The sequence below is a fragment of the Streptomyces caniferus genome, from assembly GCF_009811555.1.
GTDB lineage: Bacteria > Actinomycetota > Actinomycetes > Streptomycetales > Streptomycetaceae > Streptomyces > Streptomyces caniferus.
Window position 1 is genome coordinate 304521 of the sequence record NZ_BLIN01000001.1, and the last position, 26304, is coordinate 330824.

The 26304-nt window shown below is 71.5% G+C and carries 18 protein-coding genes; 12 read left to right on the top strand and 6 right to left on the bottom strand.

The window, feature by feature from the left end:
- Positions 1 to 66: 66 nt before the first annotated feature.
- From Scani_RS01280 to Scani_RS01330, 11 genes are all read left to right on the top strand, one after another.
- On the top strand, positions 67 to 1644 hold the full coding sequence (locus Scani_RS01280; RefSeq protein ID WP_308686546.1) for an aldehyde dehydrogenase family protein: 1578 nt from the start codon (positions 67 to 69) through the stop codon (positions 1642 to 1644).
- Complete coding sequence (locus Scani_RS01285) at positions 1641 to 2774, top strand: acyl-CoA dehydrogenase family protein (RefSeq protein WP_159469121.1); 1134 nt, start codon at positions 1641 to 1643, stop codon at positions 2772 to 2774. The genes Scani_RS01280 and Scani_RS01285 overlap by 4 nt, the downstream gene beginning before the upstream one ends.
- Positions 2775 to 2820: 46 nt before the next feature.
- Positions 2821 to 4206: an aspartate aminotransferase family protein gene (locus Scani_RS01290; protein ID WP_159469123.1), complete on the top strand. Its 1386-nt coding sequence runs from the start codon at positions 2821 to 2823 to the stop codon at positions 4204 to 4206.
- Positions 4188 to 4661: a type II toxin-antitoxin system RatA family toxin gene (locus Scani_RS01295; RefSeq protein ID WP_159469125.1), complete on the top strand. Its 474-nt coding sequence runs from the start codon at positions 4188 to 4190 to the stop codon at positions 4659 to 4661. Before Scani_RS01290 ends, Scani_RS01295 begins: the two co-directional genes overlap by 19 nt.
- A gap of 3 nt (positions 4662 to 4664) precedes the next feature.
- The gene (locus Scani_RS01300; protein WP_159469127.1) at positions 4665 to 5201 is read left to right on the top strand and encodes a hypothetical protein; all 537 of its coding nucleotides are present in this window, start codon (positions 4665 to 4667) and stop codon (positions 5199 to 5201) included.
- Entirely contained in the window at positions 5198 to 6214 is a 1017-nt protein-coding gene (locus Scani_RS01305; RefSeq protein WP_246295422.1) for a DUF2156 domain-containing protein, read from the top strand. The genes Scani_RS01300 and Scani_RS01305 overlap by 4 nt, the downstream gene beginning before the upstream one ends.
- 170 nt (positions 6215 to 6384) lie before the next feature.
- Positions 6385 to 7347, top strand: a complete 963-nt coding sequence (locus Scani_RS01310; RefSeq protein ID WP_159469129.1) for a ferritin family protein — start codon at positions 6385 to 6387, stop codon at positions 7345 to 7347.
- On the top strand, positions 7344 to 8465 hold the full coding sequence (locus Scani_RS01315; protein ID WP_159469131.1) for a fatty acid desaturase family protein: 1122 nt from the start codon (positions 7344 to 7346) through the stop codon (positions 8463 to 8465). The genes Scani_RS01310 and Scani_RS01315 overlap by 4 nt, the downstream gene beginning before the upstream one ends.
- Positions 8466 to 8506: 41 nt before the next feature.
- Entirely contained in the window at positions 8507 to 9025 is a 519-nt protein-coding gene (locus tag Scani_RS01320) for a flavin reductase family protein (protein ID WP_159469133.1), read from the top strand.
- Between the two features lie 93 nt (positions 9026 to 9118).
- Entirely contained in the window at positions 9119 to 9676 is a 558-nt protein-coding gene (locus Scani_RS01325) for a hypothetical protein (RefSeq protein WP_159469135.1), read from the top strand.
- Positions 9677 to 9848: 172 nt separating this feature from the next.
- Positions 9849 to 11360 (top strand): ABC1 kinase family protein, encoded by a 1512-nt coding sequence (locus Scani_RS01330; protein WP_159469137.1) that lies wholly within the window; start codon positions 9849 to 9851, stop codon positions 11358 to 11360.
- Positions 11361 to 11407: 47 nt separating this feature from the next.
- Here the strand turns inward: Scani_RS01330 and Scani_RS01335 are convergent, their stop codons facing one another.
- The 3 genes from Scani_RS01335 to Scani_RS01345 all read right to left on the bottom strand — a co-directional run bounded on the left by Scani_RS01335 (position 11408) and on the right by Scani_RS01345 (position 14489).
- Entirely contained in the window at positions 11408 to 12178 is a 771-nt protein-coding gene (locus Scani_RS01335) for a thioesterase II family protein (RefSeq protein WP_159469139.1), read from the bottom strand.
- 150 nt (positions 12179 to 12328) lie between these two features.
- Complete coding sequence (locus Scani_RS01340; RefSeq protein WP_174872589.1) at positions 12329 to 13666, bottom strand: acyltransferase family protein; 1338 nt, start codon at positions 13664 to 13666, stop codon at positions 12329 to 12331.
- Entirely contained in the window at positions 13659 to 14489 is an 831-nt protein-coding gene (locus tag Scani_RS01345; RefSeq protein WP_246295423.1) for an alpha/beta hydrolase, read from the bottom strand. Before Scani_RS01345 ends, Scani_RS01340 begins: the two co-directional genes overlap by 8 nt.
- A gap of 799 nt (positions 14490 to 15288) precedes the next feature.
- On the opposite strand from Scani_RS01345, the gene Scani_RS01350 reads away from it, so the two are divergent.
- Complete coding sequence (locus Scani_RS01350; RefSeq protein ID WP_159469143.1) at positions 15289 to 15945, top strand: response regulator transcription factor; 657 nt, start codon at positions 15289 to 15291, stop codon at positions 15943 to 15945.
- 158 nt (positions 15946 to 16103) lie between these two features.
- Here the strand turns inward: Scani_RS01350 and Scani_RS01355 are convergent, their stop codons facing one another.
- The 3 genes from Scani_RS01355 to Scani_RS01365 form a co-directional block, all read right to left on the bottom strand.
- On the bottom strand, positions 16104 to 18287 hold the full coding sequence (locus Scani_RS01355; RefSeq protein WP_159469145.1) for an ATP-dependent helicase: 2184 nt from the start codon (positions 18285 to 18287) through the stop codon (positions 16104 to 16106).
- Positions 18288 to 18511: 224 nt separating this feature from the next.
- Positions 18512 to 25525, bottom strand: coding sequence for a DEAD/DEAH box helicase (locus Scani_RS01360; protein WP_159469147.1), 7014 nt, complete (start codon positions 25523 to 25525; stop codon positions 18512 to 18514).
- 122 nt (positions 25526 to 25647) lie between these two features.
- Positions 25648 to 26190 carry an ATP-binding protein gene (locus Scani_RS01365; RefSeq protein WP_159469149.1) on the bottom strand — a complete coding sequence of 181 codons (543 nt, stop codon included), beginning with the start codon at positions 26188 to 26190 and terminating at the stop codon, positions 25648 to 25650.
- Positions 26191 to 26304 lie beyond the last annotated feature (114 nt).

The window sequence follows — 26304 nt, forward strand, 5'->3', positions numbered from 1 at the left end:
CCTGCCGCGAGCATGGTGCGGAAATCAGTACCGCGCGAATACCACTCATATGTCGGCGGAGTCGATGTGCCCTCCGACAATGGCGTCTACTGCATGAGCGCGCGGGCCATGCTGAATGATGTCTTCGCCACGCTGCGGGCGAAAAGAGCACTGGAACGCGGGGCGGGAGATCCGGGAAATCCCCATGTGCTCGCCCGCTGCTCGGTCGCCGACGGCGAGACCGCCCGGGCGGCGGTGAAAGCGGCGGCCGCGGCATTCCCGCAGTGGGCGGCCGCGCCCGCCCGGACGAGGATCTTCGCCCTCGGACGCGCCGTGCATCGCCGTCTGGAGGCGCACCGGTCGGAGATCATCGAGGTGCTGATCCAGGAGCAGCATCCGCGCGTCCTCGCGGAGTGGCAGTTCGCGGGGCTCCTCGGCGGGTACTCCGAGGAGAACCTCCGGTTCTACGCCGACCAACTGCACCAGGAGTTCTCCCGCGGGCCCCGCAGGATGCTGGTCCGTCGCCAGCCGGACGGCGTCGTCTGTGCCAACCCTCCGCAGAACGCCCCGCTGTCGAGCGTGCTGCTGGCGGCCACCGCGATGCTCGCCGGCAACACCCTGGTGGTCCGGGCCCCGCGCAGCGCGCCGCTGGGCGCGATGTACGTGCTGCGGGAGATCCTGGTGCCCGCGCTCGAAGAAGCCGGCGCACCGCCGGGGACGCTGAACTTCTTCTGTGCCGCGCCCCAAGAGGTCCTGGAGTCCTGGCTGGACGACCCGGCGGTCGCCGACATCTTCTACATCGGCCCCTCCGACGTCGGGCTCCGCCTGGAAGCCAAGTGCATCGCCCGGGGCAAGAAGCCGATCCTCGAACTCGCCGGCAACGACGGCGTCGCCATCTGGCGGGACGCGGACCTCGACCGCGCCGTACAGGCACTGACGGAGTGCTTCTTCGGCTCCGGCCAGATCTGCATGGTCCCCAACTACGCCGTGGTGCACCCCGATATCGCGGACGAGCTGCTGGCCCGGCTCGGCGAGGCCGTGGACGCGCTGCGGCCCGGCTACCCCGACGACCCCGAGACACTGCTCTCCCCCGTGGTGCGCAGTGAGAAGTTCTTCGCCTTCCTCGACCAGGCGACCGGTGCGGGCGCACAGGTCCTGCGGGGCGGCCACCGCATCGAGATCGACGGGACGGTCAGCGACAACGGCCCCTTCCTGCAGCCGACCGTTCTGCGGGTGGACGGCTTGGCCGACGCCCGTCGCGTCGATGCCGTACGGGAGGAGACCTTCTTCCCCCTCCTCCCGGTGGTCGTGGCCGAACCCGGCGACGACGCCCTCGTACTGGACCGGATGGTCGCGTTTCTCAACGAGAACGCGTACGGACTGCGGAACTCGGTGTGGGCGCGGGACGACCGGGTCGTCGACCGGTTCGTCCGCGACATCCGCAACGGGGGCCTGCTCAAGGTCAACGACTCCCACGTCGGCTTCCTCCCCTGCCTGCCGACCCATGGCGGGACCGGTCTGACGGGCGGGGTGTACGGGGAGGCCAACTATCCGCCGCTGCGCACGTCCCGGCTGCAGGGCGTGAGCGTCGCCCACGGCGTGCACCCGCGCGATGCCGTGTTCGGCTCCGCGGGCCCCGACCACACCGACAGGAGCGCGTCATGAGGATGCTGGACGAAGCGCGGTCGCACTGCGACCGCCTGCTGCCGGGGCTGTGCTCCGCGCTGGCGGGAGTCCCGCTGGCCGAGCTGGAGCGTCCGGGCAGCCCCGCGATCGAACTGTTCCGCAAGTACGGTGGCGCCGGACTGCTGATCCCCACCGCACACGGCGGCGCCGGGGCCGGTGCCCGGGACGCCGTACGCACCATGGCCGCCCTCTCGTCGTACTCCCCCTCGCTCGGCGCGGCGGTGGCGATGCACGGCTTCTCCGTCGCCACGCTGCGGGCGGTCCCGGAGAGCGTGAACCCCCTGGTCCCCGTACTGCTCGGGGCGGTGGCGGGCGAACGGCTGCTGGTGGCCTCCGCGTTCGCGGAGGGGACGTCCGGGCAGGGCGTACTGGCGCCGACGATGACGGCACGCGCGACCGGGGACGGCCGCTACCGGCTGACCGGGTCGAAGAAGCCGTGCAGCCTGTCCCGTTCCATGGACCTGATCACCGCGAGCGTACGGCTGATGGCACCGGACGGCGGGGAGCCCGAGACCGCCATCGTGCTGATTCCCGCGGCGGCCGAGGGCGTGAGCGTGCACCCCTTCTGGGACACCCTCGCACTGGCCGGGGCGGAGAGCGACGAGGTGCGCTTCGACGAGGTCCCGTGCGGCCCGGAGGAACTGCTGCGGCTGGGGGACGACCCCGCCGACTCCGAACGGCTCACCAGCACCGGACTGATCTGGTTCCAGCTGATCATCTCCAGCGTCTACGCCGGCCTGGCGGCCTCCCTGGTCGAGGACGTCTTCCGGCGGTCCCGCGGCAGCGCCTCGGACCGGGCCGCCCTGGGGGCCGGGCTGCGCTCGGCCCTGCTCCAGCTCGACGCCGTCGCGCTGCGGCTGGAGGACGGCGAGGTCGGTACGGGCGCGCTCGCCGACGCACTGACGGTGCGCTACGCCGTCCAGGACGCGGTGGGCGACCTGTCGGGCCGCTCCGCCGAACTCCTCGGCGGTATGGCCTTCATCCACTCCTCCGACGTCGCCTACCGGCTGGCCGCGGGACGGGCCCTGGCCTTCCACCCGCCCTCGCGCACGAGTACGGCGGCCCCCATGGACGCCTACTTCGCCGGCGAACCGTTCGTCATGCCCTGAGCCGCCGTCCTCGGCCGGCACCGTTCCGTCCCCTCCTGGAGCCCCTATGACCTCGCCCCCTGCCCGGACGCGCGGGCACACGACGACATCGGTCCCCGTACCCGAACGACGGCACGCACCGCCCGGCGCCACCGCGCACGACCCGTCCCCCGAGGAGACGAAGGCCGCGGTGACCGCCCGCTACCGCGCCCATCTGAGCCCCGCCCGCGCCACGCTGGGCGAACTCTTCGGCGGGCTGGTGGAGAGCGGTTCGTCGGGTGCGTGGGTGTTCACCACGGACGGGCGCGCCCTGCTCAACTGCGGCGGCTACGGCGTACTGCTGATGGGCGCCCGGCATCCGCGGGTGGTGCGGGCGGTCACGGAGCAGATCGCGACCCACCCCGTGGCCACCCGGATGCTGCTGGAGCCCCGCGCGGGGGCGGCCGCCGAGGCGCTCGCCGCCGTCACCCCGCCCGGTCTGGATCACGTCCACTTCGCCGGGTCCGGGGCGGAGGCCGTCGAGGCCGCGCTGAAGCTGGCGCGCTGTCACGGCAGAACGACGGTGGTGGCCGCCCACGGGGGCTACCACGGGAAGACGATGGGTGCGCTGTCGGCCACCGGCAACCCGATGTACCGCGGTCCGTTCCTCCCGTTGCTGCCCGGGGTCCGTCATCTCCCCTACGGGGACGCCGCAGCCCTCGAACAGGAGCTGGCGCAGGGCCCGGCCGACTCCGCGTGTGTGATCGTGGAGCCGGTGCAGGCGGAGGCCGGGGTGCTCCCGCCGCCGGGCTACCTCTCGGAGGTCGCTGCCTCCTGCCGGGCACATGGCGCGCTGCTGATCCTCGACGAGGTGCAGACCGGGCTCGGCCGGCTCGGCAGCTGGTGGGGGGCGGACCGCGAGGCCGTCGTCCCCGACATGCTGCTGGTCGGCAAGGCACTGTCCGGCGGTGTCATCCCCGTCTCCGCCATGGTGGCGAGCCGGGAGGTCTTCCAGCCGTTCGGCAGCGACCCCTTCGTGCACACCTCCACCTTCTCCGCGGCCCCGGTGGCGATGGCGGCAGCCGAGGCCGCGATCGCCTGCATCAGGGAAGAGGGCCTGGTCGCCCGCGCGAAGGCGCTGGGCAGTCATCTGCTGCCCCGCATCCGGCAGATCGCGGCCGAGTGCCTCGGGGATCTGCTGGTGGAGGTACGGGGCGCCGGCCTGCTGATCGGCGTCGAGCTGGCCGAACCCGGCCTGACCGCCGAACTCCTGCTGGAGCTGATCTCCCGTGGAGTGATCGCCAACCACTCGCTGAACTCGCACGCGGTGCTGAGGTTCACCCCGCCCGCCGTCCTCACGGACCGGGACGTGGACATCCTGCTCACCACCTTCGAGCAAGCCTGCACGGCACTCTCCGAGAGCCGTCGGAACGCCTGGAAAGAAGAGAGTCGCCCATGCGCTGTGCCGAGTTGACCCTGCTCGTCGACGAGTCCCCCGCCGAGGTGCTCGACGCCCTGGCCGATCTGTCCGGCTTCCCCGCACACGCCCCCGACGTACGGTCGGTGGTCGTCGTCCCGGACCCGGAGCGCCCCGGCGAGTCCGTGAGCCGCTGGGAGGTCCACTTCCGCAGCGGCACGCTCCGCTGGAGCGAGCGCGACCGCGTCGACCGGGAGAACCTGCGGATCGACTTCGCCCAGGAGGACGGTGACTTCCAGCATTTCGAGGGCAGCTGGCAGCTACGGGAGGTCCCCTCGGGGTGCGAGATCCGCTTCGTCGCCCGCTTCGACTTCGGAGTGGTCAGCCTCGCCCAGCTCCTCGACCCGGCGGCCGAGCGGGTGCTCAAGGACAATGTGGCGCGGGCGCTGACGGGCTGGTTCACCGGGGCCCGGCCGGCCGGTGCGGTGCCGGCGGCAGCGGGCCGGAGCTGACGCATGGACACACACAATCTGTGCCAGACGCCCACCACCTACCGGCTGCTGAGGCTGGAGTACCTCCTCGGACTCGCCGTGGCGGCCGGGTTCTTCGTGGCCCATCTCGGCGAGGTGCGCTGGTGGGTGGCGGTGGTCCTCTTCGCGTACATCGATGTGATCGGCTATCTGCCCGGGGCCGTGGCCTTCCGGCGCAGCGCCGACGGGCGGATCCACCGGGCCTACTACGTGCTCTACAACCTGATGCACAGCCTCGGTTTCCAGGGGCTGGTCGTCGCGGGCTGGATCTGGGCCGTCGGCCCCGAGTGGGCGCTGCTCGTGATCCCCCTCCATCTGTGCGGTGACCGGGGCCTCTTCGGCAACTTCGTGAAGTCCTTCACGGTCTCCTTCGAGCCCGCTGCGCATCCGGCGGTGGGCGCCGCGCTGCGGGAGTTCGCGACGGTGCCCTGGTACGCCCTGACACCGTCCGGCGCGGTGCCGGCGAAGCCCCCGGGGCCGCGGACGGGCACCGGGCCGCAGCCGAGCGAGGCGGTGCGGTGAGCGCCCCCGCCGCACTCGGCGACGACGAGGCGGTGGCGGTGCTGCGCCGCCACGGCCGGCACAGCAGCGCCTTTCTGACCATGAACACCGGTATCCGGCGGCTGTGTCCGACGGGCCTGGACGGGTTCGCCGCCTACCGGGAGAGCGGCAGCCGGCATCTGTTCGAGCTGTGCGGCCCGGTCTGCGCGTACGGCGACCGCGAGCGCGTCCTCGCGACGCTGCTGGAACGGGCGCGGGGCGAGCGCCGGCGGGTGGGAGCGGTCCAGCTCTCCCATGACGACGCCCTGCTCCACGCCGACCACGGATTCGTCGTCAACCAGCTCGGTGCGTCCTTCAGCATCGCGCTGGAGGGCTACAGCCTCCGGGGCCAGCGCATGGTCAAGGTCCGCAACATGGTGAACCGGGCACGGCGCGAGGGCGTGGCGGTCCGGGAGACCCCGCCGGGCGAGGCGGACGATCCGGCCCGGACCGCCGCCCTCGACCGCGTGGACGCCGCCTGGCTCCGCGCGAAAGGCCGCCACGTCAAGGAGCTGGACTTCCTCATCGGGGAACGGGGCGGCCCCGGCAGGCCCTACCGGCGGCTCTTCACCGCCGTCCACGAGGGGCGGACGGTGGGCTATATCTCCTACTCGCCCGTCTTCGGGGAGCGCGCGGGCTGGCTCTACGACCTGACGCGCCGGGCGCCGGAGGCACCTCCCGGAACCGTCGATCTGCTCTTCGCCACCGCCCTGCAGCAGTTCCAGGAGGAGAACTGCGGCTGGCTGCACCTGGGCTTCACCCCGTTCGTCCAGTTCGGCGATCCGGTCGGGAGTCCCCGGCCGTCCAGTCCGGTGCTGCGGCGGGTGCTGGAGCTGCTCGGCCGCAAGGGGCAGGCGCTCTACCCCGCGGCGGCCCAGGAGTCCTTCAAGCTCAAGTGGCGGCCGCAGCACATCGAACCCGAGTACCTGGCGTTCCAGAACGGTGTGAGCGTCGCCGCCGTGTGGAACCTGCTGCGCCTGACCAGGACGGTCTGACGGGGCCGCCGTCCCCCCCTTTCCGCCTCGGCCACCCCCCTTCCGCGCCGGCCGCCCGCCCGTTCCGCCTGCTTCCCCGGCCCCGTCCCCCTCCCCCGTGCGTTCCCCGGCCCGTGGACCAGCCCGTCGATCAGCCGTCGATCAGCGACACCAGTGAAAGAGGAACCGAGATGTTGAGCGTGGCACCCGACACCGTCCCTCCCGAAGCCGATCCCGATCAGGCTCCGGACCTGCTGGACGGAGCACTCACCACCGAGCTGACCCCCGAAGGCTGCGATATCGCCTACTGGCTGCGGGCGGTGCCCCAGGGCACCCTGCGCGGCGACCCGATGGGCCGCTCCCGCGAGGTGCCCGTACCGGGCCACATGCTCCTCGACGGTCCGCTGCGCGAGGCGGTCATGCAGGAGATGGCGTTCCGTTCGATGGCGGAGGAGAAGGCGACCCGTGCCCTCTCCTTCCTCGTCGCCCACGCTCCCGACACCGCGGAGCTGGACTTCTTCACGACCCAGTTGATGGACGAGGCGCGGCACGCCTACGCCTTCCGCGGACACCTGCGCGAACTCGGCGTCCCCCAGGAGGACTTGGCCGAGACCATGGAGAAGCTCGCCGGGACCGACCGCGAGGCGGTCCTGGACCCGCTGGAGCGCTTCGGACGATCCGTCCTGGAGGACGACGGCGACTACATCGGCGGGGTCGTCACCCTCACCGTGCTGGTCGAGGGTGTCCTCGCGCCCACCGCGGAACTGAGCGAACGCAAATGGCGGCCGCTCGACGCCCCGGCCGCCGAGATCGAGCGGGCGGCGGGCATCGACGAGATCCGGCACCTCTCGGTGGGCTCCACCATCGTCCGGCGGCATCTGCGGCGCCGCCCCGAGGACAAGGCGCGCATCGGCGCACTGATGGAACGAGGGAACCGGCTGTGGGCCGGGCTGCCGGTGCAGGAGATGACGTACCGCAGGGAGGAGCTGTTCCAGCAGGGGCTGGAGCAGCACCGCGCCCTGGTCGGCGACTACGAGGTGTGGCCCGGCCGCCGGCTCGTCGACACCACGGCCGAGGAGCGGATGCGCACCGCCCTCGACTGGGCCCGCCGGACCCAGGAGACGCGGCTCGTGTACATGGGGCTGGGCGGATGAGCACGACGGCAGGGCGCGGCGTGCCGGCCCCGCCTCCGGCCGAGGGCGGCGCGGCACGCCGGATCAACGGGGTGTCCCAGGACGACGGTACGGCGCAGCGCCAGGAGGCGGACCGGGACGAGGACTTCCGCGAACTGTCCCGGCGCGTCCACGACGCGGGCCTGATGAAGCCCCGCCGGGTCCGCTACGCCGGCCGGATCACGCTGATCTGGCTGTTGAACGGGCTCGGCTGGGCGGCCCTGGTCCGCTGTGAGCGCGAATGGTGGCAGGTCGTCCTCGTCGCGGGCTGGCTCGCCGTATGGAGCGAGCAGCTGGCCTTCGTGGTGCACGACGCCGGGCACCGGCAGATCTCCCGGCACCGCCGGACCATCCAGGCACTGGGCCTGGTGCACGCCAACCTCGCCCTGGGGGTCTGCTTCGGCTGGTGGGTGCAGCATCACAACCGCCACCACAACCACCCCAACCACCTGGACCTGGACCCGGACATCCTGCGCCGGGTGGCGGTCTTCGCGCCGGAACAGGCCGGGCAGCGCTCCGGCCCGGCGCACTTCCTCGCCCGGAATCAGCGGTACCTCTTCTTCCCCCTGCTGGGCCTGGAGGCGGTGGTCCTGCGGATCGCCGGTCTCATCGCGCTGCGCCGTCGGGCGATCCGCCGCCCGTGGCTGGAGGGCGGTCTGCTGCTGACGCATGTGACGCTCTACCTCGGAGCCGTCCTGGTGCTGCTGCCGCTGCCGGCCGCGGCGCTCTTCCTCGCCGTCCACCAGGGGCTGTTGGGCTACCTCCTCGGCCTGGGCTTCGCCGTGAACCACAAGGGGCTGCCCACCCGCACCGGCGGCGAGTGGAGCTGGCTGGAGCGGCAGGTGCTCACCGCCCGGACGCTGCCGACCGGCCTGCTGGGCGACTTCTTCCACGGCGGGCTGAACTACCAGATCGAGCACCACCTGTTCCCCGGCATGCCGCGCGCCGCACTGCGCCGGGCCCACCCCATCGTCAGGGACTTCTGCCGTGAGCGGGGGATCGCGTACACGGAAACAGGGGTCCTGGAGTCCTACCGCGACCTGGCGCGCCATCTGGACTCGGCGAGCCGGATCCTGCGCGAGAAGACCGCCACCGGTTGAGGGGCGCCCGCACACCCGCGCAGCCAAGGAGGAGGAAACCTGTGACAGCACCCCCGCACACCGCCCGGCCGGAGGCCCCACCGGCGGACGTCTACCGCGCGGCGATGGCCCACGTGCCGTCGTGTGTGTCCGTGGTGACCACGAACACCCCGGTGGGCCCTGTCGGGGTCACGGTCAGCGCCCTGCTGTCGCTGTCCCTGAGCCCGCCCGCGCTGGTGGTCTCCCTGACCTCGTCGGGGCAGACCCTGCCGTGGATCCGCCGCAGCGGTGCTTTCGGGGTCAACGTTCTGGGCTGGGAACAGCGCCATCTTGTCGAGCGGTTCGCCACCGGCCCTCCCCAGCGGCGCTTCGACGGTGTCTCCCACGCCTTCCACCTGGGCCAGCCGTTGCTCGTCTCGGCGCCGGTGCGGATCGTCTGCACGCTCGAGGCGGCCCGGGAGGAGTGGGACCACACCCTGCTGACCGGACGGGTGGTCTGGTGCGGCCACCGCCCCGAATCGGCCGGGCTGCTGCTGCACGGACGCGGCCGGCACCCCGTACCGCACCACGCCGCCGGCTGAACCGGCCGGTGTCACGAAAGCTGCCGCGCACGCGGCATCAGCGGGCCCCCGCTCGGGGTGCCCGTCCCCTCGAAGTCCAAGGAGACTGCGCTCATGGGCACCAGCGACACATTCAGGGACTTCATCGGTGACATCGCCGATGACACGAAGAAGGCGTTCGACGAGCTCCTGGATCGCGACGACGATGACAAGGACTCGGACCTCGGCCTGGCCAATCTGCCACTGCAGGCCCTCGCCGGTCTTCCGGCGGAGACACTGCGGTCGCTGAGCACCCTCGCCGCGGTGCAGGGCCTCACCGGCAAGAGCGGGAAGAAGAACAGCGGCGGGGTGAACCCGCTCACGGCGCTGGCCCTCACCGGCAACCCGCTCGCGGCCCTCGGCGCGGCAGGCAATCCGGCCGCCGCCCTGGGGCTGCTGGCCGGCGGAGCACCCCATCCCGGCGCGGGCCTCGGCCAGGCGGCGGGCGCTCTCAACCCGTTGGCCGCGGCCGGCCAGGTCACCAACATGGTCGGCGGAGCGGCGGACATGGCGAGCGGATTGGCACAACTGCCGCAACAGATCGCGCAGTTGAGCGAGCTGATCGGCACGCTGACCAGTGTGCTGGAGAGCGTCCAGGGCCTGGTCCCGAAGATGCCGAAGGCGCGGGCGTAGAGGCCGGCTGACGGCCGCGTCACCCCCGGCCGGTCGTGGGTAGGGCCGGCCGGGGGGCGTTCTCCGGGGGCGGGGCTCGTTCTCGGGGGCTCGTGCTCCGGGGGCGGGGCTGCAGACCGGCCGTGCAGACCGGCCGTACGGACAATCCGTTGAGGAAGGCAGGTCCCGGCGAGTGGCGGGAAAGGTCGGTGATCGCGTACGCGTGGTGGCCAAGGTGCTGGGTCAGCTGGTGGCCGACGAGACCCGTCGGTCCGGGCGGCGGCACACCGGCGAGGCGGACCCCGAACAGCGACGGGCCCGGGCCGTCCGCAACGCGCTGGAAAGCCTCGGCCCCTTCTACGTGAAGATCGGGCAGATCCTCTCCACCCGGCCGGACATGGTCCCGCCCTCCATGATCGCCGAACTCCAGAACCTCCACGACGAGGTGGCGGTGCAGCCCTTCTGCGTCTTCGAGCCCGCATTGGAGCGCGACCTCGGGCCGGACTGGAAGCTCCGCTTCGACGACATCGACACCGAACGCCCCCTGGGGGCCGCGTCCCTGGCGCAGGTCCACCGGGTGACGCTGGCCGGCGGGCGCCCGGGAGTCATCAAACTGCAGCGGCCCGGCATCCGTGACGACGTCCTGACGGACATGGCGATGCTGCGGCGCGCCGCCCGGATGGTCACCCGCGGGGCGCCGCGCTTCAGCTCCGTCGTGGACGTGGAGTCCATGCTCGGCATCGTCTTCGACGCCATGGAACCCGAACTGGACTTCACCGGTGAGGCGGACAACATGGACGTCGCGCGCGAGTCGATCCGCGGCTTCCGCTCGCTGGACGTCCCCAAAGTGATCGTCGCCAAGCCGCGGGTCCTGGTGCAGGCCATGGCGCCGGGCACCTCGGTACGCCGTATCGACCAGGCGGACTTCTCCGACCGTGAGCGTAAGGAGATGGGCCGCGAACTGCTCGCCTTCATGTACCGCGGGTACTTCATCGACCGGTTCTTCCACGCCGATCCGCACCCGGGCAATGTCTTCGCCGTACCGGGCGGACCCGCCACCCTCATCGACTGGGGCATGGTCGGCCGCATCGACCAGCGCACCAGCATGAGCCTCCTGCTGGTGCTGATGTGCGTCGCGCAGAACGACGGGCACGGGCTGGCCACGGCGTGGACCGAGATGGGGCGCGCGACCCCCTGGTCGGACATCCCCGGCTTCCGCTCCGACATGGCCGCCCTGGTCCCCAAAATCGCCTCCGCCTCGCTGGACGACCTCGACTTCGGCGTGACGCTCACCTCCGTCCTGCAGAAGGCGAGCCGGCGCGGCATCGCCTCCAGCCCGGCCGTGTCGATCCTGGGCAAGTCCTTCGCCAACCTGGAGGGTTCGGTCCGCTGTCTGGCACCGGAGCTGGCACTGGCCAAGGTCTTCCAGAAGGAGGTACCCGGCATCATGGTCCGGCTCCTAGGAGAGGCCGCCTCCTGGCAACAGGGCGCCCGGACCACGCTGGAAGCCCTCCTGGGATCCGGTTCCGCCGGCCAGCAACTACGGGCCCTGGGCGACGACTTGTCCAACCGGCAGCTCTCCTTCCAGACGAGCCGTACTCACCGGGGCACCGCCCAGGGCGGCGAACGGCGCGGCATGCCCCGCGGCCTGCTGGCCCTGGGCGCCCTGGCGCTCTATCTGGATCACCGGCGTCGCGGACGGTGAAGGAATCCCCCCGGGGCAGCCACACCGCCCCGACGCCGCGCGGTGTCTCACCCGAGGGCGACGAGCCGCTCACGAATATCGCCGACCAGCTCGGCCTCGTGCGGACTGAGGTAGAAGTGACCCCCGGGAAACGCCCGCGCCGCGCAGCCGGCCGAGGTCAGCTCCGCCCACGCCCGGACGGCGTCGGGGGCCGGATCAGGGTCGTCCGACCCGAAGTAGGCGACGACGGGGATGTCGACGACAGGGGCCTTGGGCTCGTCCACATACGCTTCGATCAGCCGGTAGTCCGCACGGATCGGCGGCAGGAACAGGTCCCGCATCTCGGGGTCGTGCAGGAAGTCCGCCCCCGGGCCCCCGAGCCCGCCGACCCTGGCGAGCAACTCCTCATCGGTGAGGCCCCCGTCCCCGCTGCCGAGGTGCCGCAGACGATGCGGAGCGGCCCGGCCCGAGACGAGAAGCGCCACCGGACCCACCGCCCCGCGCCCGGCGAGCAACCCGGTGACCTCATGCGCCACGGAAGCCCCCATGCTGTGGCCGAAGAAGACCGTCCGGGACGTCATCTGAGGCTCCAGCACGTCGGCGATCCGGCCGGCCAGCTCCGCCATGCTCGTGATGCCGGGTTCGGCCATGCGCGTCTCACGGCCCGGATAACACACCGCGCTCACTTCCCAGTCGGCCGGAAGGTGCCGGGGCCAGGTACGGAAGAAACTCGCCGAGCCGCCGGCGTGCGGGAAACAGACGAGCCGCAACCGGGGCGCGGCCACCGGCTGATAGGTACGCAGCCACTGCCCGGAGTGCGGGCCAGAAGAGAGAGCCATATCGGGAAGCTTAGGGGCCGGACCTGGGAAGGCGCGGGGCGCACGCCTGCTGGGCGGCCCGGGCAGGGGGAGGGGCAGGGGCATCGGCACGGGTACTGGCACGGGTCTCGGCAGGGCTACCGGCGCCGCTCGCCAGCCGCTCACAGCCGCTCACAGCACCTTGTTCCGACCGCCCCGCGCGTCCCCCTCCACGTGTTGGAAGGCCTTGCACAGTCCCACCAGCAGCAGTGCGAACACGGGCACCCACAGGAGGCGGGCAAGGACCCAGCCCGGCGTATCGGGCGCGGTGTGGAGGCCGGAGTGCGGACCGGTGAGCGCGAGAGTGATCGCGGTGGCCGAGAGCATTGCGGTCTGGTGCCAGAGGAAGATCGTGATCACGGAGAGGTTCATCAGGGCCACGGCCGCCCAGGCGAACTGACCGGGCGTGGCGCGCCGTTGCCCGCCGGGAGCACGGCCGGGATCACGACCGAGAGCATCGCCAGCCACATGACCGGGCGAGTGCCCAACGACGCCGGGCCGCCGCTGCCCGACGAGCCGGCGCAGCGGACCGCACAGCAGGAGGGCCGCGCCGCACTGGGCCAGACCGAACGTGACGGCGGCGAGCGAGACCGGGTTGAGGTTCGACATGGCGGTGCCGGGAACACCGACCATGCTGGCGGGATAGCCGCCCCACACGATCAGCGCGGCGGTCGCCAGGACTCCGGTGACCAGCAGCGCGACCGCATGCCGGCGACGGGCGAAGCCACCGGCCGCCCACACCGCACCCAGGCAGTACGGCACCAGCCAGCCCGCGAGGACGTTCACGTTGCGGACCGTCTCGACCCAGTCGACACCCCCGCCGGCGAAATGCGCCAGGTCCAGCACGGCCACGACGGCGCACGCCACCACGGCTATCCGTCCCGGCGCCCGCTGGACGAGGGGGCTGGCGGCCGTCAGCACGAGGAACACCAGCAGGAACCACAGGGGCGAGACCACCAGCTTCAGCAGCGTGCTGATCGTCTCGTGGGCGACCCCGGCGACGGCCAGGCCGAGCACCACCAGCATCCACAGGAACAACAGCGTGCCCACCGGTCGCAGCAGCCGACGCATCCGCCGGACCAGCCAGGGGCCGTAGTGGGGGCGGCCGGCCCCGGCGGTGGCGTAGCCCCGGGCCGCGACCCGCCCCCCGACGAAGAAGAAGACCGCCAGAGGCTGCAGCACCCAGGACACCGGCGTCAGAGCGGGCATATGGCGCAGCGGGCTGTCCCCCATGAGGTGACCGTCGGCCCGCAGCGTCACCGCGGTCACCAGCCAGTGACCGAGCACGACGCCGATGGCGGACAGGGCCCGCAGCACATCGATCGCCCGGTCGCGGTCGGCCGGGGTCGCCGCGTCGATCCGGAGGACCAGCGCGTGCAGCCGACGCAGGAGAGACGGTCCGGCGGCCGCACTGCCGGCCATCGGCGCCCCGCTGGGCCCGACCGGAGGGCGGAGGCGTACGTCAGCCACGAGAGACCTCCGCCGTCCGCCCCGCCGCGATCAGCGCGAGGTTGCGCAACGGGAGGCTGCCGGGCACGAGATAGTCGCTGTGCCCGCCGGCACCCGCACCGAAGAGCCTGGCCCCGAAGGACCGGGACACCGGATCGGCCCCGAAGCCCACCGTCCCCCCGAAGGTGGGCAAGCTGACATGCGGCGCCCCCGCGATCCAGTCGTTCGCTCCCCGCCCCGCCCACACCGGAACCCCGTGGAGCTCCGCCGCCGACCCCACACCCATACCGGGGCTGCCGAACACCGCGAGCCCGGAGAGAGACGGGAACTCGGCGCGATCCCCTCCCCCGACGGCGCTGCCGCAGACCACGGATCCGTACGAGTGGCACAGCAGCGTCACACGCGCCGCCGGATGCACGGCCCGCAGCTCTGCCAACAGCCGCCGCAACCGCCCGCCGCCCTCATCGGCACGCGCGGTGCTCAGCACATCCCGGCTCATGGTCCGGGGCGCGCGATAGCCGTACCAGGCCACCACCGCCACCGGGACGCGGGAGACCCGGCGCATCTCCCCGTAAAGCGCACGGGCCCCGCCGCCGAGCGAGGCCCGACGCGAGCCGAGGTAGTCGAAGGTGTCGACCGTCGTGTCCGACCCCGGCACCAGAACAGCGACCCGCCCTGCGGTCGCAAGGTCGCCGAGCACCTCCACCGCCTGCCCGTCGCCCACCGCACTGAACTCCAGGAACTGACGCGTCCGCACACCCAGTTGCCGCACATGACGCTCCCGGTCACCGTCCCCGATCCGATGCGCGGCGCGCTCGGCCGCGGCAATGGAGGCCCGGTTCACGGCATAACGCGCATCCAACGTGCCGGCCGTGACGGCGGGAAGCCGTGACGAAGAGGGAGTACCGGCAACCGCGGACCGTGCCGCCGCACTGACCGACAACACCATCGCTGCGGCAACGACCACCAACAGCCCACGTCTCCCCCACCTACGAGACCTACGAGACCTACGAGCCCGCATGAAGGCCGCCCCCTTCCCGCCATCGGTTCAACCGCACAACCGCACAACGGTCGAACGGCTCAACCGCTCAACCGTTCAACCGCCCACTGACGAAAAGGCTAGAAATGCGCACCCGGAAAATCGTCCCGCTCAGGCGCCAACTGAATCTGTAGCTCCCAGGTATGACCGACCACCGTGAATCAGCAAGGAGAGCTACTGGCAGGACGCCGTCCGAGCACCAAGAGCTACTGACTCCCCTGCACCCGCATCCCCGAGCACCATCGCAGCGGATGGCCGACCCGCGGGGAACCGCCGACGTCCCGCATCGCCCCTGAGCCCCTGAGCCGCTGAGCCGCTGAGCAGCAGGCTTCGCGCCGGATCCCGGCTACCGGCCCGAGAGTTCGCGTTATCCTACGGCCGGACTGACATCCGCATACGTGTTTCCCACAGCCCGGCCACCGGTGCGCATGTCAGACGGGGAGGGGAACGTCGTGCTGGACACACGAGAGCGGCCTTCCACACCGGACAGCGCCCTGAAGACCGATCCCACGAGCCCACCGAAGGCGACTGACGTGACGACCGACATGACGACTGGCATGCAGTCACGACTCCTTCTCTGCCCGACGAACGAGGGTGAGGGCGCATGACGATCCGCGTACTGGTCGCTGACGACCAGACCCTGATCCGCGAGAGCTTCGGCATCCTGCTCAATGCGCAGCCGGACATCGACGTGGTCGGCGAGGCCGTGAACGGCGAGGACGCGGTCCGCCAGGTCGGCGAACTCACCCCGGACATCGTGCTGATGGACATCCGGATGCCGGTCCTCGACGGCCTGGAAGCCACGCTGCGCATCACCAAGCACAACCCAGACGTCAAAATCATCATCCTCACCACCTTCGACTCGGACGAATACGTCTACGAGGCCCTGCGCGTCGGCGCGAGCGGCTTCCTCCTCAAGGACTCCTCGGCCCACCAACTCGCCGACGCGGTCCGCACCGTCGCCCGAGGAGGAGCCCTGCTCGCCCCGACGGTCACCAAGCGCCTGATCGAAGAGTTCTCCCGACTCCACACCCCCCGCCTCCGCAACGAGCGCATCGCCGACCTCAGCGAACGCGAAACCGAAGTCCTCCGCCTGATAGCCCAGGGCCTCTCCAACTCCGAACTCGCCACCCGCCTGGTAATCGCCGAACAAACGGTGAAGACCCACGTCAGCCGCATCCTGGTCAAGTTGGGCCTACGCGACCGCACCCAGGCCGCCGTCTTCGCCTACGAGGCGGGGTTGGTGGTGGCGGGGCAGTGAGGCGCGGCGGGGCCGAGCCGCATTCGTAAGACCGCGGCCCCGGAGCACGCCGCAACCGGGGCGAACTGGCGAGGAGGGTGCGCATCTGCCCATCCGGGAGCGGTGTAACTCCCGAACGGGCCGCAGCGAGCGACGCTGTAGAGCGTGGAGCCACGCAGTCAGGCGGCAGCGGATCCTGAGGATCCGGACGGCGGTCCGTCCTGCAGGACCAAGTCCGTTGCGCGGTAGGCGGTCTTGTCCGCATCCGGTTGAAGGAAACGACTGGCCTTGCCGCTCCACGTAATGATGAGCTCGTCACGGGCGCGGGTGGCGGCGACGAACGCCAGAGAGCGGGCTCGCTGCTCCTCCTGGCGGTAGCGATCCGGATTGTCGTAGCGGTACCGCTCGATGCGCTGGTGCGGCACCTGCCCCTCGCCCACCGAGGTCAGGAACACACGCTGGAACTCTAGCCCCTTGAAGCGGTGCATGGTGCCGATGCGGACGGCGTCCAGGTCGGAGCCCACGCCCGCCTTGCCGAGTTCCACCACTGGAAGGCAATACGGAGCCCTGCCCAGGACGTTGGCGAATTCCTGGGCGGAGTTGCCGTCCGGGACGCTGACGGCCATCGCCGAGTACCGCGTGCCGTGGCTGTCATGGCGTTCCTTGATGAGCGTGGCCACGGCACGCATCTCGGTCAGCCGATCGGGGGCCCGCCAGAGCTGGGGGGTGAGCCCGGTGAGCACAGACCGGTAGCCGTCGAGGGTGTCGGTTCCGTTGTCGAGATCATCGAAGGATTCCCCGGTGATCAGACGGTTTGCACTGCCCAGGATCTGGCGGGTGGTGCGGTAGTTGAGGGTGAGACGGCGCGAGGCGCGACCTCGGATCTCGATGCCCTGGTGGCCGAGGATGATCCGGCTGCCGTAGATGCGCTGGTGGGCGTCGCCGACGAGGAAGATGTCGTTCGGCCCTTTGTGGACCATGGCGCGCAGCAGGCGCCAGTGCGAGGCGGAGAGGTCCTGTGCCTCGTCGACCACGATGTGCTGATAGCGGGGCTTGAGCCACATGCCGCTGCCCGCTTCCCGATGGATGAGGTCGCGGCCGCCCTGCTGATCCTTGTAGCGGGCCTGCTCCTCGACACGGGCCATGCGACGCTGTTCGAGGCCGGCGGCCTGGTCGGCGATGAGCGCGTAGGTCGTCTGCCGTGGCGGCGCGGCCAAGTGGTCCTGGTACGCCTGCACCAGCTGCCATACGTCGTGCCTCTGGGCCGTGCTGATGCGCGGGCGTCCCGCCCGACTGACGCGCCGGTATGCGTCCCACGAGCCGCAGCGGGCCGCGAGGATCACATGCTTCAGCTCGGCGTCCAGAAAATCGGCGTCGTATCCGAGCAGGCCCGTCTCCGCGAGCACGGTGTGCCACAGGTTCATGGCCGCCTCTTCGTCCAGCGGCCACCCCACCTCCAGCCCGGATTCCTGGACGACTTCGCGGGCCAGCGCGTCGACGGGCCTGACGTCGACACGGCGCAGCAGCGCATCGCCGCCGAGCTGATCCAACCTGTCTTTGAGATCAAGGGCCAGATTGGTGTTGTACGTGGCGAGAAGCACCGGGCGGGAATGCCCGGGTGGCAGACGGTCAACGAGATGGCGTACGCGGTGCAGGGCGACAACGGTCTTGCCGGTTCCGGGGCCTCCGGTCACCTTCGCCGACCCCTTGAAGTCACCTGTTGCGAGGCGCTGTTGCTCCGGGTGGAGGAAGAGCCGCCAGGCGTCGAAGCTCTTGCCCAAGGCGCCGAGGACGGCGTCGTCGTCGGTTTCCGCCTGGGAGACGGCACGCCTGGCCGCCTGCGCCCAGTCGCCCGTGTTGACATCCTCATCTGCACGCCACTTGTCCGTGATGTGCCGCCGCACGTCCTCCGGATCCACCCGATCACGCAATGCCAGTAGGACGTCACGGGTGAGTTCGGGGAGGTTGTGGGTGAGGAGTTTCCCGAACTGCTCGTCCGTGGTGACCTTGCGGAGGGCGGGCAGCAGAGCAGGAATCACTCCGAGACCGGTGAGGGTGCGGTCGTCGTACCGACCGAACAGGGGCGTCCGCAGGCTGCTGTCAAAGGGCGGGGGCCCTGCTTGGGGCGCGGCGACGTCAGGTGGGGAAGGTGCACCGGCTTCGACCCGGACATCGCCTTCGGTCCGGTCGAGCAGTGCGACGACGTTGGCGCTGACCTCGCTCTGGTCGACGACCTCAACGGCACCCGAGACCGGGTTGATCTCCACGGTGAGGCGGGTGAGTTCGTCGCGGGCCCGTGCTCCGTCGCGCACCGCGAGGACCCGCATCTCGTCTCCGTCGTCCGTCGACAGGAGCAGGACCATGCAGTGGCTGTCGGCGTGTGCTAGATGGAGGTCTCCGTTGTTTCCCGCGGCACGCAGGAAGGACAGGCGTAGCGCCCGATTGGTTCGGTCGGCGCGGAGGCGGTGGACGAAGTCTCCCACCGCGTCCGCCACAGCCCTGCCGCGGCGTTCGAGGTCACCGTGCGCCTGTCGGCCCACCTGAACCCGCGTCCTGGCCCGTCCTGCCGAACGACCCGCCCCATAGTTCATCCCGCGGCCCCCTTCTCGCCCAGCAGACGGGCGAGTTCCTCGACTTCCCAGGCATCCGGCGCGCGCACCTGCCAGCCTGCTGCCGCGCACTGCGCCATGTACGCGCCGTCCTCGGCGTCCTCGGTCAGGACTACCCCGATCTTAGGGCCGGGCCAGGCGAGTTCGACGGTGCGCACCACACCGTCGACGTCCCAGTTCGCCCTGCCCGCGGGGACATCGCCGCGGGCCGCCAGCCGTTCGGCGAGTGTCGCGACCTCCGGGTCACCCCACTTCGAGAGTTGCCCCAGAACGAGTTCCCACGCGGTGCGCTCCAGTGGAGTCATGTCGTCGCCCGCTTCGGACGCCTCGGCTGCCGCTTGTTCCTTCGCCTCCGCCGCCCCCGCCGGCGAGTGGTCGTCCGCATCGGACGGGCTGAGCCCGGTGCCCTGGGCCTCGTCGCGCAGCGCGGGCAGCAGCCCGCTGACCGGGCCCGCCGTGGCGGCGAGCAGCGTGGCGTCGAAGGTATCGAGCGTGGTGCGGGCGAGCACCAGACCGTCGGCCTGGCCACCGCCGGTCGGGTCGAGGAACTGGATGATGTTGCCCCAGCACAGCCACGCCTTCCACCGGCGGCGGTGGTCGGCCCGGTCCCCCTCGACGGCCTCCGGCCGGTCGTCGAGCACGGCGAGGGCACTCCACCGCAACGCCTTGCCGTCGGCACGCCGGGCTCCGGCGACGACGAGCGGCACCCCGGAGCCGTCCTGGAACGACAGCAGCTTGATCCCTTGTCCCGAAACGGCCGGTTCGGACTCGCCGCGTACCGCGGCCTCGATCCACCCGGCGGCGGTGACCGGATCCGCATCGACCAGCTCCCGCTTGCGCAGGGCGGCGGGCACACTGACGGCGAGCTGGGCGAGCTGCTGCCACTTGCTCAGCCGGGGGTCGTGCAGGAAGCCGAGCAGGGAGGGGACGGCTCCGGTGAACAGGAGCTTGTCCACTTCCGAGGGGTCGCGTCGCGCCTTCCGCCACTGCTCGCGCACCATGGCGCCGGGGCCCGCTACGGACGTCACGTCGTACGGCGGCCAGGCCGCGTCGGCCTCGGCTCCCGCGATGACGGCGGCGAGCGGATCGGGTGCCGCGTCCGGGCCCGGCGCCGGTTCGTTCTTCAGGGCACGGTCCCAGGCCGCGACGTCATCCCAGGTGATCTGCCAGACGAGTATCCCATCGGCCCGCAGGCGGGCGCGCTTGGCCGCGTCGGCGGCGATGCGGTTCGTGCGGGAAGAGGCGTGCCAGCGGTAGCCGTCCAGGTAGACGGCTATCGGCAACGGTGGTGCCCCGTCGCTGGTCGTGTCGCCGGCGACCGGGCGGAACAGCAGGTCAGGGCGGGTGCGGTAGCCGTGCAGGTCCTTCTGGGCGACGACCTCCCAGCGAACCGGGCTGCCGTCCGGCCGGGTGAGGGTGAACTGTTTGCCGTTCCGGCCGGTGGGCGTCGAGGCGTGGTCCGCCGAGGCGGCGTTGCCCGGAGCCGTGAGCCAGCGGTCGAGACATTCGATGAAACGGCGCTCCAGGTCGCTCTCCGCCTGGTCGGCGAAGCGGATTTCGGCGTCGGCCGAGTCCTTGCGCACGTCCCATCCGCTGCTGCCGTCGGAGCCCAGCAGATGGTCCAGCATCCACAGCGCTTCCTGCCGGTCGAGGTCCTTGTAGTCACGCTCCGGGGCGTAGCCGAGCAGGCAGCGGTGGCAGGCGCGGCGCGGGGTGTCCTTGCAGGGGCACTTCCGCAGCTCTCGCTGGGCGGCGGCGAGTACTGCGCGGAACTCCTCGCCGTCGCGGTCCACAAGGCGCTGCAGATAGCCGGTGCCGCCAGGCAGGGCGTCGTACAGGACCAGGTAGTTGCGGGTGAGGTCGGTCTCGCGGTCGGGTTCGGTGGCGGGTGCGGAACGGATGTGCGCCGGGTCGCCGCCGTATCGCTGAGCCAGGCCGAGGTGGAGAGCGGCGGAGAAGGAGGCGAGGCGCTCGGGGACGTTCAGCGTGGCGGCGGGCAGCAGGATACGCAGGGCTTCCGTGCGGTGCTCGGTGGCGGTGATCACCTGCGTGTCGTCCGGCCTGGCCTGCTTGTCGCGGCGCCGGGTGGGGCACCACGGCCGGTGGTGCGCCAGCTCGGCCCGGCCGAGCAGGGACTGGCTGACCGTGTCCTGTGCGGGTCCGTGGCCGGGCTCGCGGTCGGTGGCGCCGCCACACCGCGGGCAGACGGTGAAGCCGGTGATGGCCACTTCGGTACCGGCGAAGTACGTGTCGTTGCGCCTGCCGTGCCTGCTCTTGCCGAGGTTGAAGCGGCGGATGACCGCCTCGCGGACGTGGTCCACACCAAAGGTGGTCTTCTGGTGACGCCAGGTCTGTTTGATGTCGGCCGGGTCGATGTCGACGGCGGTGACGGTCGTGTACCTGGTCCGGGTGCGGCTGTCCCTGTCGTCGACGATCCGGGCGTCGTCCCGCTTGTCATGGGCGGTGACCTTGCGGGGCACCACCACTCGGTGCAAGGCCGTGCGCCCGCCGATACCGGAGCCGCCGCAGCGCGGGCAGGCCGAGGTGTCCTGCTCGGCACGCGCACCCGTGCGGACGTGACCGCATTCCTTGCACACCCGCCATGTCTGCAGCCCTGCGGGCGTGCCGTCGGGGGTGTCCCGCCTGTTGGGGCCGAGGTCGAAGCCGTCGACGACGTGCCGGTAGCCGCGTACGTAGTAGGCGTTGCCCGGAGCGAGTTCAGTGAGCGCGGCTTCGGCGGGCCGGTCGTACGTCCGCGGGTCGTTGCTCCAACGGGCCTTGGGGGCCCCGCCCTCGTCCGTCGCCCGCGCCTTCCGCGCAGGCTCCTTGTAGCTGAGCATCGCCTCCAGGCGTACGCCGTCCTCGACGAGGCTGTAGTTGGGCAGCAGCCCGTGTTCGACGAGGAAGCTCTGTGCGTCCGTCTGGGCCATCTTCGCGAGGAGTTTGGTGACGCCGGTCGCCTCGCGGACCAGGTTGCGCTTTTCGCGTGCCTCGTCCTCCACGGCCTCTTGGAGGCAGTCGGCCGCATCGTTGATCAGGAGGCGGCGCCGGGCGAGTTCGGCGCGCTCTTCCTCCCAGGCCCGCTCGGCATCGCACAGATCGTCGGCCAGCTTGTGCTCCGCGAAGCGTCGCAGCGCCTTGCGGGCGTCGCGGGAGGCGCCGGAACCGGGGACCCCGTCGATCTCGGGGAACAGGCGCAGGAACTCCTCCGCCAGGTCCATACGCCCGGCTGCGGCTTTACTGAACCGTGCCAACCATCCCTCACGGCCCATGAGTTGGGTGACCCGATCCGGAAGGGGAATGACGCCCTCCAGGTCGCCCCGGGCGGCACGATCGATCAGATACGCGGTGTACTGGCGGCACAACAGCTCGCCCGCGGACAAGAAGCACCCGGGCGGCAGGATGGGGCCGGCGATGAGGTGCTGTGGTTCGGCGAGGTGATACAGCGCGCGCGGGCTGGTGTCGGCCAGCGTCACCATGAAGGCGTTGCCGGTGGCGCGGCCCGCACGTCCGACGCGCTGGACGTAACCGGCCGTGGACGGCGGCAGAGAGGCGAGGATGACCGCCTCCAACTGCCCGATGTCGATGCCGAGTTCGAGGGTCGGGGTGCAGGAAAGGACATTCGGGTCGGTGTGCTGGACTCCGCGCCGGAAACCTTTCTCCACCTCTTCGCGTTCCTTGCGCTTGAGGACGCCGGTGTGTTCGGCGGCGACCACGCTGTACGGCTCCGCCTCCCGGTACAGGCGTCGGTAGTAGTCGGAGCGGTAGTCGCGGGCTGCGCGACCGCCGACCTCCGCCGACGGCCGGGCGAGGGCTCCCTCGCAGCGCTTGAGCGGGCAGCGGGTGCCCTGCCACACCGCGGCCCGTTCCGGCGGCACGGTCTGTGTCCAGCCGCACTCGGGGCAGGTGAGGGCGGCTCGCGCGGTCTGTGCGTCGTCCAGCGGGCGCAGCCGGACGTGTCCGGGGGTGAGCCCGTACACGCCGTGTCCCTGCTGCTTGTCCGCCGGATTGGTCCGCCGCCGGGCCAGGGCGCCAATACTGTCGTCGGCCAACTGCTCGAAGAGCGCCGCCAGATACTCCCCTGCCGACTCCCGGTCCAGCTCCAGGCACCGCTGGGTGAAGTCGACGTACCAGCTGTCCCGGGTGTCCACCCGTTCGAAGTCGGTACGCCCACCGCGGGCGCCCACCAGTACGAACGCGGGGGCTTCCGAGTGGCGGCCGAACGGGGGCATACCGGGGGCGCGGCCCGTGGTGATGGAGTACCGAGTGCGGCCCTCCTCGTCGATGAAGGTGTCCAACCACTTGTGGTGGATGCCTCCGATCTGCCGGACGTGTTCGAGGAGCCCGCGCACATAGCCCTCGAAGTAGCGCAGTCGCTCCGGCTCTTCGGCCGGGATGACGGCGTGCGGCGTTCCCGTGCCGCCGGCGTCGCTCTCCTCCGCAGCGGGCTCCGCGTCCGCCGCGGCCGTCGGCAGGAGCTTGTCCTGCTGGAGGCGGTAGAGGGATTCCGCCGCCTTGGCCGCCGCCTCGGGGTGGGGAAGGTGCACCTCGGCCGCAACCGTGCGGGTGAGTTCCAGGGTGCGGCCGAGACGGGAGTAGAGGCCGAACTCCAGCAAGGTGTTGAAGGCGAGGCGCTCGCCGACCAGCTCCCAGGTGGACTCCGGGATGCGCTTCTTGCCCGCGAGCAGGCGCTTGACCCGGTCCACGTCGTGCAGGTCGGGAGGTACGACGGAGGAGAGGAGCCGCTCTTCCGGGACGGCGGCCCGGCTGACCAGGGAGGAGATCAGCTCGTTCAGCGGGACACCGTCGGCCGCGAGCTCCGGGCTGGTGCGGAGGCGCTCCGTCAGCTGCTCGTGGATGAGGGAGCGCAGCGAGAACTTCCAGGACCGGCTGGCCACGAATCCCGCGCGGTGGGCCGCGTCCTGCACCGAGTCGTTGAAGATCAGCGTCTTGCGACGGTCGCGTTTGTCCTTGTCCTGCTTCGGCAGCTCACCGCCGGTGAAGAGCTGGGTCACCACGACAGAGGCGAGCGGGGCGACACCGGCACCGAGGAAGCGGATGCCCTGCGCCTGTCCGCAGGCCGGGCAGCGGTCCTGCTTGGCGTACTCGCTCTGTTCCTCGTTGTCGAACCAGACCCATACATAGACGCCGTTCTCGGGCGCCGGAGCAATGCGGTCGTTGTCGAGCAGGACCTCGTCCGGGTCCAGTCTGCGCAGGGTCCGGCCGTTGTCCTCCAGGACCATCAAGGTCGCGTCGTGTGCGGCACCTCGGCGGGCCCGCCGGGCCGCCCGGCGGGCCAGCATGGCGCGGGCCTGCTCGGCCGCCTCAGCCGGGGTGGCCGCGATCATCGCCCGGACCCGCCCCTTGGCGGCGCCACCGGCCGGGCTGGCGCGGTAGATCTCGTCCGGTGTGTGCACCAGGTTCTGCGGATTGCGGTCGGGGCAGATCGCCGCCCAGCCGGAGCGGCCGCAGTGCCGGCAGTAGGCCGCGGGCAGCCGTCCGGAGCGCTGGGCCTGCCGCCGCCGCTCCACCTGCGCGGCCCGGGCCACGGCCCGCCGCTCCTCCTCCGCACGATCCGGTCCGGCGAGCGCGGCCTGGTCCGCGTCCGACCAGGAGAACACCGGCTCCGGTGCCACGAACCGCAGCACGCGCGACAGCGCCCGCAGCCACAGGTGCGTCTCCACGAGGAGCAGCGGCCGCTCCTTCCCGGCGGGCGCCTTCGGGTCCCGGGCCACCGAGATCAGCGCCACGAACCGCGCCAGCGCGGCCGCGGCATCGTCCGGCTCCTGTACGGCCGCGGCCCGCCACGCCGACGTGGCGGGAAACGCCTGGAGTGCGTCGAAGGACGTCAGGGGCTCGTCCTTCGCACCCAACAGCTCGCGGGTGAGCGGATGGGCCAGCAGCCGTCGTCCCAGCTCGCGCGGATCGGCGGTGTCGCACCCGACGGTCGCACGGGCGACGGCGTCCAGGCCGCCGGGCGTCCGCGCCGGGTCGGGCAGGGCGGCCAGCTCGGCCGGGGACGGCAGGGGGAGTGAGTGATCGACCGGGGACAGGAACTCCTCGATGTCCCGCCGGTCCTCCCCTACCACTGCGTCTTCCGGGAACCGCGTCCCGAACACCTGTGAGGCCACGCGCAGCATGGCGCCGGCCCCGCCCGCCGCGGTCCCGGAACCGAGGGTCGCGGAGGTCGCCACCGGACAGATCGGCCCGAGCGGCCGCCCCTCCTCGACCGCTCCCACGACGGCCGCGAGCCGCCTCAGCAGCATGGCCACGTCCGTGCCCTGTGCTCCGTCGTAGGTGTGGAACTCGTCGATCACTACGTACGCCAGGTCGGCGTCCCGCCACAGCGAGGCGTCCTGCTGCCGCTGGAGCAGCAGGTCCAGCATCTTGTAGTTGGTGATCAGGATGTCCGGCGGGTTGCGGCGGATCTCCGCCCGGTCCACCTCCACCCGCCCGTAGGGCGCCGTGCCGCGGGACGACGCCTCGCCGATGTACAGCCCCGCCGTCACCTCCCGCAGCCGGTCATCCGTCAGCAGCTCGCCGAGGCGGTCCGCCTGGTCACCGGCGAGGGCGTTCATCGGGTACAGCAGGACGGCCTTGATCCCCTGTTTCCCGGCTTCCTTCGCCCGCCGGCAGTGATCGAGGACAGGGAAGAGGAAGGACTCCGTCTTTCCGGACCCGGTGCCGGTGGTCACCAGCGTCGGCTCGGGCCGGTGACCGTCCTTGCTCGTCAGCCGGGCGAACGCCTCGGCCTGGTGCGCGTACGGCTTGAATTCCGGCGGGTACCAGTCGAGATGGCGCTCCCAGCCGTCCGCCGCCGGCCGGAAGGGGCGGCGGATGCGCAGATAGGGTCCGCGGAAGAGACCGTCTGCCGGGTCGGTGAGGAAGTCCTCCAGGGCGTCCTGGGTGTCGGGCTCGGCCAGCGCGAACGTCGTCGTCAGATACTCGACCGTGGTGTCGCGCAGCGTCTGCGCGGCCAGTGTGGGTCTCATGACGCGCGGTGGCCCCCGTATCCCGTGTCGCGGCGTGCGGTCCGATCACCCGGCGCGCCCGTCGCTACCTCGGGTGATCACGCTCCACTCTACGACGCGGCACTGACAGTGCACCCTGCGCTTCACAGATCACCGGGGACGAAGCGCGCTGCGCCCGTGCCCGTGCCCGGCAGCACGTACTCCGCCCAAACGGTCTTGCCGGGGCCGTCGGGCCGTAGGTGCCAGTCCCAGCGGGCGGCGAGATGGGCGACCAGGAGGAGCCCTCGACCGCTCTCGGTAACGCCTGGGACCGGGTGGGCGACGGCCGGTCGGGGCGGCATGCGCTCGCCGCGGGTGTCGGTGACTTCCACACGGGCGGCCCCGGACCGTTCCTCGTGGCACAGACGGAGGTGGAAATCCCGGCCTGGGACATGGCCGTGCCGCACGGCGTTCGCGGCCAGCTCGGCGACGATCAGCACGATCGCTTCGTGGGGCTCGGTGCCGTAGGGCATCCCCCATGCATCCAGGCGGACGGCCACCAGCCGGCGGGCGAGACGGGCCCCACGGGGTGTGGAGGTGAAGCGCATCGCGAAGGTGTGGTCCGCCGGGTCCGGGGCGCTGATCAAGTTGGTGGTGGGCGTGGCGAGTTGGGCAGCGCCGGTGGGGGTGTCGGGCTTGGTCGTCATGCCGACCACGTTCGCGTTGGTGGCGTAGCGTGACCAGTGGTGACGCACCGACGCGGACCTGCTGTACGCGCGGTGTGTGCACGTGTAAGAGGCGCGCGGCGTGACCGCGTCCCC

Excerpts from the sequence above, each read along its gene's own strand:
- Scani_RS01350 (WP_159469143.1), top strand. The coding sequence starts at position 15,289 with ATGACGATCCGCGTACTGGTCGCTGACGACCAGACCCTGATCCGCGAG.
- Scani_RS01365 (WP_159469149.1), bottom strand. The coding sequence starts at position 26,190 with ATGACGACCAAGCCCGACACCCCCACCGGCGCTGCCCAACTCGCCACG.
- Scani_RS01315 (WP_159469131.1), top strand. The coding sequence starts at position 7,344 with ATGAGCACGACGGCAGGGCGCGGCGTGCCGGCCCCGCCTCCGGCCGAG.
- Scani_RS01360 (WP_159469147.1), bottom strand. The coding sequence starts at position 25,525 with ATGAGACCCACACTGGCCGCGCAGACGCTGCGCGACACCACGGTCGAG.
- Scani_RS01325 (WP_159469135.1), top strand. The coding sequence starts at position 9,119 with ATGGGCACCAGCGACACATTCAGGGACTTCATCGGTGACATCGCCGAT.
- Scani_RS01295 (WP_159469125.1), top strand. The coding sequence starts at position 4,188 with ATGCGCTGTGCCGAGTTGACCCTGCTCGTCGACGAGTCCCCCGCCGAG.
- Scani_RS01290 (WP_159469123.1), top strand. The coding sequence starts at position 2,821 with ATGACCTCGCCCCCTGCCCGGACGCGCGGGCACACGACGACATCGGTC.
- Scani_RS01310 (WP_159469129.1), top strand. The coding sequence starts at position 6,385 with ATGTTGAGCGTGGCACCCGACACCGTCCCTCCCGAAGCCGATCCCGAT.
- Scani_RS01335 (WP_159469139.1), bottom strand. The coding sequence starts at position 12,178 with ATGGCTCTCTCTTCTGGCCCGCACTCCGGGCAGTGGCTGCGTACCTAT.
- Scani_RS01300 (WP_159469127.1), top strand. The coding sequence starts at position 4,665 with ATGGACACACACAATCTGTGCCAGACGCCCACCACCTACCGGCTGCTG.
- Scani_RS01285 (WP_159469121.1), top strand. The coding sequence starts at position 1,641 with ATGAGGATGCTGGACGAAGCGCGGTCGCACTGCGACCGCCTGCTGCCG.
- Scani_RS01355 (WP_159469145.1), bottom strand. The coding sequence starts at position 18,287 with ATGGTCCTGCTCCTGTCGACGGACGACGGAGACGAGATGCGGGTCCTC.